Origin of the sequence: Actinoplanes sp. NPDC049265 (assembly GCF_043197135.1) — a bacterium.
Classification (GTDB): Bacteria; Actinomycetota; Actinomycetes; order Mycobacteriales; family Micromonosporaceae; genus Actinoplanes.
Map to the genome: position 1 here is coordinate 44,932 of NZ_JBICSP010000026.1, position 9,754 is coordinate 54,685.

General features: G+C 70.1%; 12 protein-coding genes. 3 read left to right on the top strand and 9 right to left on the bottom strand.

Annotated features, from left to right (window positions below; all coding sequences use genetic code 11):
* Window positions 1-182: 182 nt before the first annotated feature.
* The 4 genes from ACGFIO_RS39170 to ACGFIO_RS39185 all read right to left on the bottom strand — a co-directional run bounded on the left by ACGFIO_RS39170 (window position 183) and on the right by ACGFIO_RS39185 (window position 2,966).
* The gene (locus tag ACGFIO_RS39170) at window positions 183-1,268 is read right to left on the bottom strand and encodes an NAD-dependent epimerase/dehydratase family protein (protein ID WP_392835000.1); all 1,086 of its coding nucleotides are present in this window, start codon (window positions 1,266-1,268) and stop codon (window positions 183-185) included.
* Between the two features lie 73 nt (window positions 1,269-1,341).
* Entirely contained in the window at window positions 1,342-1,443 is a 102-nt protein-coding gene (locus tag ACGFIO_RS39175; protein ID WP_007465623.1) for a 30S ribosomal protein bS22, read from the bottom strand.
* Window positions 1,444-1,624: 181 nt separating this feature from the next.
* A complete protein-coding gene (locus tag ACGFIO_RS39180) occupies window positions 1,625-1,846 on the bottom strand; it encodes a helix-turn-helix domain-containing protein (protein WP_392835002.1) in 222 nt (73 codons plus the stop codon).
* Window positions 1,847-2,045: 199 nt separating this feature from the next.
* Window positions 2,046-2,966 carry a proline dehydrogenase family protein gene (locus ACGFIO_RS39185; protein WP_392835004.1) on the bottom strand — a complete coding sequence of 307 codons (921 nt, stop codon included), beginning with the start codon at window positions 2,964-2,966 and terminating at the stop codon, window positions 2,046-2,048.
* A gap of 54 nt (window positions 2,967-3,020) precedes the next feature.
* Between ACGFIO_RS39185 and ACGFIO_RS39190 the strand changes: the two genes are divergently transcribed.
* On the top strand, window positions 3,021-3,557 hold the full coding sequence (locus tag ACGFIO_RS39190) for a CGNR zinc finger domain-containing protein (protein ID WP_392835007.1): 537 nt from the start codon (window positions 3,021-3,023) through the stop codon (window positions 3,555-3,557).
* 79 nt (window positions 3,558-3,636) lie between these two features.
* On the opposite strand, the gene ACGFIO_RS39195 is transcribed toward ACGFIO_RS39190, so the two are convergent.
* Together ACGFIO_RS39195 and ACGFIO_RS39200 are read right to left on the bottom strand one after the other, a co-directional pair.
* Complete coding sequence (locus tag ACGFIO_RS39195; RefSeq protein ID WP_392835009.1) at window positions 3,637-3,849, bottom strand: hypothetical protein; 213 nt, start codon at window positions 3,847-3,849, stop codon at window positions 3,637-3,639.
* A 74-nt stretch (window positions 3,850-3,923) separates the two neighbouring features.
* Complete coding sequence (locus tag ACGFIO_RS39200) at window positions 3,924-4,739, bottom strand: sugar phosphate isomerase/epimerase family protein (RefSeq protein WP_392835012.1); 816 nt, start codon at window positions 4,737-4,739, stop codon at window positions 3,924-3,926.
* 134 nt (window positions 4,740-4,873) lie between these two features.
* Here ACGFIO_RS39200 and ACGFIO_RS39205 point away from each other — a divergent pair, with 134 nt between their 5' ends.
* The gene (locus tag ACGFIO_RS39205) at window positions 4,874-5,713 is read left to right on the top strand and encodes a hypothetical protein (RefSeq protein WP_392835192.1); all 840 of its coding nucleotides are present in this window, start codon (window positions 4,874-4,876) and stop codon (window positions 5,711-5,713) included.
* Window positions 5,714-5,785: 72 nt separating this feature from the next.
* Here ACGFIO_RS39205 and ACGFIO_RS39210 read toward each other — a convergent pair whose 3' ends face one another.
* Both ACGFIO_RS39210 and ACGFIO_RS39215 read right to left on the bottom strand, forming a co-directional pair.
* Window positions 5,786-6,469: a response regulator gene (locus ACGFIO_RS39210; RefSeq protein ID WP_392835015.1), complete on the bottom strand. Its 684-nt coding sequence runs from the start codon at window positions 6,467-6,469 to the stop codon at window positions 5,786-5,788.
* 29 nt (window positions 6,470-6,498) lie between these two features.
* Window positions 6,499-7,785 (bottom strand): sensor histidine kinase, encoded by a 1,287-nt coding sequence (locus ACGFIO_RS39215; RefSeq protein ID WP_392835017.1) that lies wholly within the window; start codon window positions 7,783-7,785, stop codon window positions 6,499-6,501.
* Window positions 7,786-7,958: 173 nt separating this feature from the next.
* On the opposite strand from ACGFIO_RS39215, the gene phoU reads away from it, so the two are divergent.
* Window positions 7,959-8,627 (top strand): phosphate signaling complex protein PhoU, encoded by a 669-nt coding sequence (gene phoU / locus ACGFIO_RS39220; RefSeq protein ID WP_392835195.1) that lies wholly within the window; start codon window positions 7,959-7,961, stop codon window positions 8,625-8,627.
* A gap of 61 nt (window positions 8,628-8,688) precedes the next feature.
* Here the strand turns inward: phoU and ACGFIO_RS39225 are convergent, their stop codons facing one another.
* Window positions 8,689-9,435, bottom strand: coding sequence for a phosphoglyceromutase (locus tag ACGFIO_RS39225; protein WP_392835020.1), 747 nt, complete (start codon window positions 9,433-9,435; stop codon window positions 8,689-8,691).
* Window positions 9,436-9,754 lie beyond the last annotated feature (319 nt).

A 9,754-nucleotide genomic window follows, 5' to 3' on the forward strand; every position in this document is an offset into this window, starting at 1 on the left:
CGAGCCCAATGGTTCGGTCGCTCCGCTCCCTCACGTCAGCACTCCGCTTCGCTCCGTGCCGGCGTGAGCCGGCTACCGAGCCCAATGGTTCGGTCGCTCCGCTCCCTCACGTCAGCACTCCGCTTCGCTCCGTGCCGGCGTGAGCCGGCTACCGAGCCCAATGGTTCGGTCGCTGCGCTCCCTCACGGTTTCTCACTTCCCAAGGAGGCCCGGGCTGAAGCGCGAACGGCCCGGATGCCGGCCAGAATGGCCTGCTCGGCCGCGTCGAGCCGGTCGGCGGTCAGGGAGGCGCCGTTCGCGTGCCCGTTGATGAAGTCGTCGAAGGCCTCGGCCGTGGTCCGCGGCGTGAAGCCGAACTCCTCGCTCAGCCGGCTCGTGTCGACCACACGGCCGTGCACGAACCAGTCGATCTGGTCCAGGCCGATCTGCCCGATGCGTACGTTGCGGGCCACCGCGGCCAGCGACGACAGCGCGCCCTCGGGCAGGGCGATCGAGATCCGCCCGGCCCGGCGCACCGCCTGGGACAGCACCAGGACCCCGGCGCCGGCCACGTTGAAGGTGCCCGGATGGTCCTCGACCACCGCGCGGTGCAGGATCTCCAGCGCGTCGTCGACGTGCACGAACTGCAGGCGGGCGTCGCGGCCCCAGACCGTCGGCACCACCGGCTGGGCGAAGTAGCGGGTGAGCGTGGTCTCGGCCGACGCGCTGAGGAACGGGGCGAAACGCAGCACCGTGGCATCGACCTCGGGCCGGCGCCGGCGGAAGCCGCGCACGTAACCCTCGATGTCCAGGATGTCGCGCGCGAACGAGCCGCGCGGCACGGCCCGCGGCTCGGTGTCCTCGGTGAAGACCGCCGGATCCTTGAAGGACGCGCCGTACGCGGCCGTGGACGAGCGCACCACCAGCTTGCGCAGCCGGGGCGCGGCCTGCGCGGCGGCGAGCAGCTGCATCGTCCCGATGACGTTCTGCTCTTTCATCGCCGCGCGACCGCCGTTGTCGGGGTCGGGTGCGCTGGTCACGGCGAGATGCACCACCGCCTCGGCGCCGAGCTCGGCGATGGCCCCGGTCGCGGCCCGGGCGTCAGCCTTGACCAGCTCGACGTCGCCGAGCAGCCCGGCCAGGGCCGGCGGCGGATCGCGGGGATCAAGACCGATGACGCGTTCGACGCCAGGCTGGGCGGCGAGCCGCGCGGCCACCCGGGCGCCGAGGAAACGGCTGACCCCGGTGACGACAACCACCCGTGGGGTACTGGTTTCGGACGTCACCACGGGCGCCCTCTCTCACGACCGACGGCGGTGGGGAACGGCAAGCGAATGCGGCCGGGCACAGCCCGGCCGACGATCACTTGCCGAGACGGCGACGCTGGACGCGGGTCTTGCGCAGCAGCTTACGGTGCTTCTTCTTCGCCATACGCTTGCGGCGCTTCTTGACCACGGAGCCCATACGAAATGCCTCTCGAAACCATGTTTTCGTTGGATCAGCGCGCGGTGCGCATGCCGATCCATTGACTGGACGGTGTCCCGGGCCGGGCGCTCACGCGCACGTCACGCCCCGGGAACCAACCGGTCCAGCGTAGCGGTCCCGCCGCGGCGGGACCAACACGGCCCCCAACGTGGGCTTTCCGTCACGCCGTCTGACTGAAGGCTCCACGCAGATATTCGTGTACCGCGTGCTCCGGAACCCGGAACGATCGACCGACCCGTACGGCGGTCAGGTCGTTGCCGTGCACCAGCCGGTAGACGGTCATCTTGGAGACCCGCATGAGCGCGGCCACCTCAGCCACGGTGAGGAACCGCACTTCGGACAGCCGTTCCTCGGACTGGTCTGGACCTGTCGGACCCGTCATCTCCTCGCACCGATCCTCTCGCAGGCGTCGGTCACCGCGGCTCGGGCGAGGCCCTTTCCGGGCCGGTGCCGCAGCGCTCAGACGCGCGTGTCATCAGTACGGTATCGATGCTTCTGTGACCAGGGCGATGCGTTCCGTGAAATTGCTTCAGAAAGTCAACGCGCCACGCCGGAGAGTGTGCCCGTTTCGCCCAGAATGATTACTTCCGGGTGGCTAGCGCCCGGCCGAAGAAGGCCAGGTTGGCCGGCCGCTCGGCGAGGCGGCGCATCAGGTAGCCGTACCACTGGTCGCCGTAGGGGACGTAGACCCGCACGGTGTGCCCGGCGCCGGCCAGCCGCGCCTGCTCCTCCGGACGGCAGCCGTAGAGCATCTGGAACTCGTACTCCGCCGGCGAGCGGTCGAACCACCGGGCCCGGTCCTCGGCGATGGAGATCAGCCGCGGGTCGTGCGTGGCGACCATCGGGTAACCCTCACCCGACATCAGGATGTTCAGGCAGCGGACGTACGACTTGTCCACATCCAGCGACGACTGGTAGGCGACCGACTCCGGCTCGGCGTACGCACCCTTGCACAGCCGTACCCGCGACCCCGCGGTGGCCAGCTCGCGGCAGTCCCCCTCGGTGCGGCGCAGGTACGCCTGCAGCACCGCCCCGGTCGACGGGAAGTCCTTGCGCAGCTCGGCCAGGATCTCCAGCGTCGAATCGGTGGTCGAGTGGTCCTCCATGTCCAGCGTGACAGTGGTGCCCGCCTCCTGGGCGGCCGCGCAGATCTGGTGCGCGTGGTCGTACGCCATCCGCTCGTCGACCTTCTGCCCCAGCGCCGACAGCTTCACGCTGACCTCGGCGGCCGGTGTCAGCCCGGCCTCCCGCAGCCGGCCCAGCAACGTCAGGTATTGCTCCTTGGTCGCCGTCGCCTGCTCGGCGGTCAGCGTGTCCTCGCCCAGGTAGTCGAGCGACACGGCCAGCCCGTCGTCGGCCAGCGCCCGGGTGGTCCGCAGCGCCTCCGGCACACCGCTGCCCGCGACGAACCGGCGCACGATGCCCTTGCTGACGGGCGCGGACTCGACCAGCCGCTCCAACCGGGACGATCCGGCGGCGGCGAGAAAGACGGATCGGAGCATGCGCCGAGCGTATCGCCCGTTCACCGGCTGGGCCGGGGCAGCTACCTTTGTCGGGTGGACTTCGACGCGTACGCCCGGACCGCCGTTGATCTGGTCAACGCCCGGCTCGATGACCTGGGCGGACTCCGTGCCATGTTCGACGCCGAGCACCAGTGGATGCGGGACGAGGCGGCGGAGAAGGACGTGGCCGTCTTCCGGCGTGCGCAGAAGCGCCTGCGTGACGTCTTCGAGCACGGTACGGCGGGCCGCGACGCCGAGGCCGTCAACGAGCTGAACGCGCTGCTCGCCGCCTTCCCGGTCCAGCCGCGCATCTCCGGCCACGACGCCTCGGACTGGCACATGCACGTGACCAGCCGCGGCGCCTCGGTGAGTGCGGAATATCTCGCCGGCGCCGTCTGGGGCCTGTCGGTCTGGCTGTGTGAGTTCGGCAGCGCCCGCTTCGGCATCTGCGCCGACGAGCGCTGCGGCAATGTCTATCTGGACACTTCGTCGAACAACTGCCGCCGCTTCTGCTCGGAGCGCTGCGCCACCCGCTCGCATGTGGCCGCCCACCGCGCCCGCAAGCGCGCCGCCAGCCTCACCCCCGCGTAACCCAACCCAACCCCAGTGGTGGGCCGGGGCGGTATCCGCGGCGCGGCTACGGCCCCGGCTTACCACTGATTTGTCCAGCTCAGGGCGTCAGTGCCTGCGTGCCCAGGACGACCGCGAGGGCCAGTCGGTCGGCGTCCTCGGTGCCGGGCTCGGCGGTGTAGACGGTGATGCGCAGGTCGTCCAGGGCGACGACCAGCGTGTCGCAGTCGAGCGTGATCGTCCCGACCGCCGGATGGTCGACGGTCTTGTCGTGGTGAAGACCAGGCTGACCGAGGTGCAGCCGATCGCCCACGACCGCGACCGGGAGCGCCGGCTCTGGGCGGCCACGGCCGAACTGCGGGAAAGCGCCGCGCTGGCGGCCGAAAGCTAAGAGGAGACCTGCGCCGGGTTGGGTGCCGGGGCCAGGTGCCGGCGGGCGAACTCCAGCGACTCGCGCAGATCGGTCTCTCGCTGCGCGCGGCTGGCCGCCTTGCGGGTGTTGATCTCGAGCGCGACCGAACCGGTGAACCCGCCCGCGGCCAGCGACTGCAACACCTGCGCGCACGGCTGGTTGCCCCGGCCGGGCACCAGGTGCTCGTCGCGGCCCTCGCCGGTGCCGTCGCCCAGGTGCACGTGGTGCAGGGCCGGGCCCATCTTGCCGTACATCTCCAGCGAGTCGACCCGGGCGGCCGCGCAGTGCGACAGGTCGAGCGTGTACGCGTCGAAGCCGACCTCCGTCGGGTCCCAGCCCGGCGCGTACGGCACGAACCAGCGCCCGGCCATCTTCACCGGGAACATGTTCTCGATCGCGAACGTGATGTCGGGGTGCTTGGCCTGCACCTTGGCCAGACCGGGACCGAAGTTGCGGGCGTAGTCACGCTGCCAGCTGAACGGCGGGTGCACGACCACGGTGGGCGCGTCGAGGCTCTCGGCCAGCTGGGCCGACCGGCTCAGCCGCTCCCACGGGTCGGGGCTCCACACCCGCTGGGTGACCAGCAGGCAGGGCGCGTGCACGGACCGGACCGGGATGTCGTAGTGCCGGGACAGCACGCGCAGGGCGTCGGCGTCCTGGCTGACGGCGTCGGTCCACACCATGACCTCGAGGCCGTCGTAGCCGATCGTCGCGGCCATCTCGAACGAGGCCGCGGTCGGCTCGGGGAAGACCGACGAGCTGGACAGAAGGACGGGGACGCGGGAAGTCACCCTTCCAGGGTAGACCCGGTGTGCTCGAAGGCTCGACTCGTGGCCGGTTATACCGTGGCAAACCGGGCGGCGTCCGAGTGCCCGTCACCCGCGCGCGTACGCTGACGCAGGTGAGCCGCCGCACCCCTGTCCAGATCACGCTGGGCGCCACCGCCGCCGCCCGGGCCGAAGAGGTCGAACTCGACTACGCCCGCGAGTGGATCGAGTTCCCCGACCCGGCCGACGAGCAGCATTCGGTCCGCGCCGACCTGACCTGGCTGCTGTCCCGATGGACCTGTGTCTTCGGCTCGGCCTGCCACGGCATCGTCGCCGGCCGCGCCCAGGACGGGTGCTGCTCGCACGGCGCTTTCTTCACCGACGCCGACGACGAGAACCGCACCAAGGCGGCCGCGGCCCGGCTCACGCCGGCGACCTGGCAGCACTACCGCAAGGGCTTCAAGAACTACACCGAGATGGACACGGTCGACGGCAGCAAGCCGGCCCGGCGGACCGCGACGCAGTCGGCCGACGGCCCGTGCGTGTTCCTCAACGACGCCGAGTTCGCCGGTGGCGGTGGCTGTGCGCTGCACGCCCAGGCCCTGCGCGACGGCGTGCACCCGCTGACCTACAAACCGGATGTCTGCTGGCAGCTGCCGGTGCGCCGCGAGCAGAACTGGGTCGAGCGCCCCGACGGCACAAAGTTTCTGCAGTCCACGCTGGCCGAGTTCGACCGCCGGGGCTGGGGCGCGGGCGGGCATGACCTGGACTGGTGGTGCACCTCGTCACCGGACGCGCACGTCGGCACCGAGCCGATGTTCATGTCGTACGCGCCCGAGCTGATCGCCCTGATCGGCGAGGAGGCCTACAACCGCCTGGCCGAGCTGTGCGAGGCCCGGCTGGCGACCGGGCTGATCGCCGAGCACCCGGCCACGATCAAGGCCAAGGCGCAGGGAAAGATCAACCCGGCGGCCAGCAAGAAGAAGAAAATCCTTTAGGGGTACGAGCCCAGCCGGGAAACAGCCTCGAACTTGACGCCGGGACCACTTTCTCAGCGGGAGTTTCCCGGCTCACGGCTCGAACTTGTAGCCGAGGCCGCGCACTGTGACGATGTAGCGCGGTGCGCTCGGCTCCGGCTCCACCTTGGAGCGCAGCCGCTTGACGTGCACGTCGAGGGTCTTGGTGTCGCCCACGTAGTCGGCGCCCCAGACCCGGTCGATGAGCTGGCCGCGGGTCAGCACCCGGCCGGCGTTGCGCAGCAGCAGCTCGAGCAGCTCGAACTCCTTGAGCGGCAGCTGCACCGAGGAGCCGTCGACGGTCACCACGTGCCGTTCGACGTCCATCCGGACCGGGCCGGCGGCCAGCGTCGGGGTGGTCACCTCGGCCGTCTCGGTGCCCTGGCGCCGCAGCACGGCTCGTATGCGGGCGACGAGCTCCCGGGGCGAATACGGTTTGGTGACGTAGTCGTCGGCGCCGATCTCGAGGCCGACGACCTTGTCGATCTCGCTGTCCCGGGCGGTGACCATGATGATCGGTACGGCCGAGCGCTGCCGCAGCTGGCGGCAGACCTCGGTGCCGGACATCTCGGGCAGCATCAGGTCGAGCAGGACGATGTCGGCGCCGGTCCGGTCGAACTGGGTCAGTGCCGAGGTGCCGGTCGGTGCGACCGAGACCTCGAACCCTTCCTTGCGCAGCATGTACGACAAGGCGTCGGAGAACGATTCCTCGTCCTCGACCACGAGCACGCGGGCCAATGTGGTTCCTTTCCGTTCGCGCGGGAGGGCTAGCGCTCTTCCGCGCCAGGATCGATCTCAGTCGCCCGGGGTAACGGCGACGGGGCTTCCGGGGGACGCGCCGGTAGGCGCAACGTGAACGTCGAACCACCACCCAGTGTGCTGGAGACGTCCACCCGGCCACCATGGTTGGTGGCGATGTGCTTGACGATGGCCAGACCCAGCCCGGTGCCGCCGGTGGCCCGGGAACGTGCCTGGTCGGCCCGGTAGAACCGCTCGAAGATGCGGTCCAGGTCGTGCGGCGCGATGCCGATGCCCTGATCGGCCACGTCGATCTCGATCCAGTCGTCGTCCTGACGGACGGTGAGCGAAACCGTGGTGTTGTCACCGGAGTAGGCGATCGCGTTCTCGACCAGGTTGGTGACCGCGGTGGCAACCTGGCTGTCGCTGCCGAAGACCATGGCGCCGCGCGGTCCGGCGTACACCACCTCGATCTTCTTGGCGCTGGCGGTGGTGCGGGTGCGGTCGATGACCTCGGCGATGACCCAGTCGACGGCGACCGGTTCCGGGGTCGGCAGCGGCTCGGCGCCCTGCAGCCGGGTCAGCTCGAGCAGCTCGTTGACCAGCCGGCCCATCCGCGCCGACTCGTGATGGATGCGCTCGGCGAAGCGCCGGGCCGCGATCAGGTCCTCGTCGCGCTCGTCGTCGGGCTTGGGCTCGGGCACCTCGGTCGCGTCCAGTAACGCCTCGGCCAGCAGTTGGAGGGCGCCGATCGGGGTCTTGAGCTCGTGGCTGACGTTGGCGACGAAGTCACGCCGCACCCGGGCCAGCCGGTGCGACTCGGTCACGTCGGCCGCCTCGACCGCGACGTGGGTGGCGCTCAGCGCGACCGCGCGCAGGTGCAGGCCGAGCGGTGCCTGCGGGCCGCCCGCGCGGCCTCGGGGCAGGTCGAGCTCGACTTCGCGGCGCACGCCGGTGCGGCGGACCTGACCGGCCAGGGTACGAAGAATCGGATGCGCCGCGATCGTTCCCGGCGCCCCGCCCGACCGCAGCAGGCCCATGGCCCGGGCGGCCGGATTGACCAGGACGGGTTCGTCGTCGGAGTCGAGAACGACCACGCCGACCCGTAGGGAGTCGAGGCTCTTGCGGCCGAGGCCCTTGAGCTTGCCGCTGGAAGACTCTCCGTCGGGTTCGATGGTGCGTCCCTTCTTCCCCGTATCCTCGGCCGAAGCCGTGGCATCCGGGCCGGCTTGCCGCTTGCGGGCGATGACCAGCCCCGCGCCCACGCCGACGGCGAGGGCGACGATGAGCAGGCCGATGCCCGACACCCAGTCCACGCTGTGATCGTAGGGTCATTGTTTACCTGAGCCGAGTGCTGAACCGGACATATCGGGCACACGTCGGGGAATGTTCACCGCTCCGCCCGGCGTCGTTCACCAGGGTTCATATGCTTGCCGTTCCGCGCACCTAGCGTGGCGTGGACGACAGCCCGACCGAACAGGACGTGACGATGCGTGAGGAATTCCGGGCCGACCTGGCCGAGGTCAGCCGGCTGCTAGTGACCATGGCCGAGGCTGTGCGCGCCGCGATGAAGAAGGCGACGAAGGCCCTGCTCACCGCCGATATCGAGGCCGCCCGGGCGGTGATGGAGCGGGACGCCGAGGTGGACAAGCTCTATGCCCAGGTGGAGACCAAGGTGGCCGACACCATCGCCCGCCAGGCGCCGGTCGCGAGCGACCTGCGGACCGTGATCACCGCGCTGCACATCTCGGCCGACCTGGAGCGGATGGGCGACCTGGCCGAGCACGTGGCCAAGACCGCACAGCGGCGCCACCCGTCGCCCGCGGTCCCGGCCGAGCTGCGCGGCGTGTTCCAGGGCATGGCCGAGCGGGCCGACCTGATGGCCGAGAAGATCACCACCCTTCTGGCCAGCCCCGAAGCCGGCGCGGCGGCGGAGCTGGAGAAGGACGACGACGCGATGGACGACCTGGAGCGGGAACTGTTCAAGATCCTGCTGCACGACAACTGGCCGTACGGTGCCGAGACGGCGATCGACGGCGCTCTGCTGGGCCGCTTCTACGAGCGGTACGCCGACCATGCGGTCAACATCGGCGAGCAGATGGTGTTCCTGGTCACCGGCGAGACCGTCGCCGAGCAGCAGGAACAGCAGCAGCAGTAACCAGCGTGATCAGGGGGAACGACGGAGGGGGCGCCACGGGGGCGTCCCCTCCGTCATCTGGTCAGCGGCCCTGGTTGGCGACCGCGGCGGCGGCCTCGACGGCGGCCTCCGGGTCGAGGTACTGGCCGCCGGCGGTGACCGGGCGCAGGTCGGCGTCCAGGTCGTAGCGCAGCGGGATGCCGGTCGGGATGTTCAGCTTGGCGATCGCCTCGTCGGAGATCTGGTCGAGGTGCTTGACGATCGCCCGCAGCGAGTTGCCGTGCGCGGTGACCAGCACGGTCTTGCCGACCCGTAGGTCGGGCACGATCTGGTCGTACCAGTAGGGCAGGGCCCGCTCGAGCACGTCCTTGAGGCACTCGGTGCGCGGCTTGAGCTCGGGCGGCAGCCCCGCGTAACGGGGGTCGGAGAACTGGGAGTACTCGTCGTCGACGTCGATGGCCGGCGGCGGGGTGTCGTACGACCGGCGCCAGAGCATGAACTGCTCCTCGCCGTACTCCTGCAGGGTCTGCTTCTTGTCCTTGCCCTGCAGAGCGCCGTAGTGCCGCTCGTTGAGGCGCCACGACCGCTTCACCGGAATCCAGTGCCGGTCGGCCGCGTGCAGCGCGATCTCGTTGGTCCGGATGGCCCGCCGCAGCACGCTGGTGTGCACGACGTCCAGTTCCAGGCCGGACTCCTTGATCAGTACGCCGCCCCGCCGGGCCTCGTCCTCACCCTTGGCGGTCAGGTCGACGTCGACCCACCCGGTGAAGAGGTTCTTGGCGTTCCATTCGCTTTCACCGTGCCGCAGCAGCACCAGGGTCCCTGTCATGCGTCTCATACTGCCGCGCCGCCGGGACCGGCCGCTCCCGGGGTTGGTGTTACGCACCCCGGCGCCGGCCGGCTTTCCTGGCGCAATTGCCGGCGAGGTTCCCGACATCCGCCGTTCTCACGCATTCAACCCGCAATTCCCGGCGTTCAACCGGACTTTCCTTGATCGATGCAGCCTGCACGTTGACAACGGCGATAATCCTCATCCACACGGTCAAGGAAACCGGGGCGCCTCGAAACGATGGGCGGAAGCCACCGGCCGGCGAGCAGGACTCAAATCGCCTGGCCAGAGCAGCCAGGAAGAGAAGGGTTGCCACATT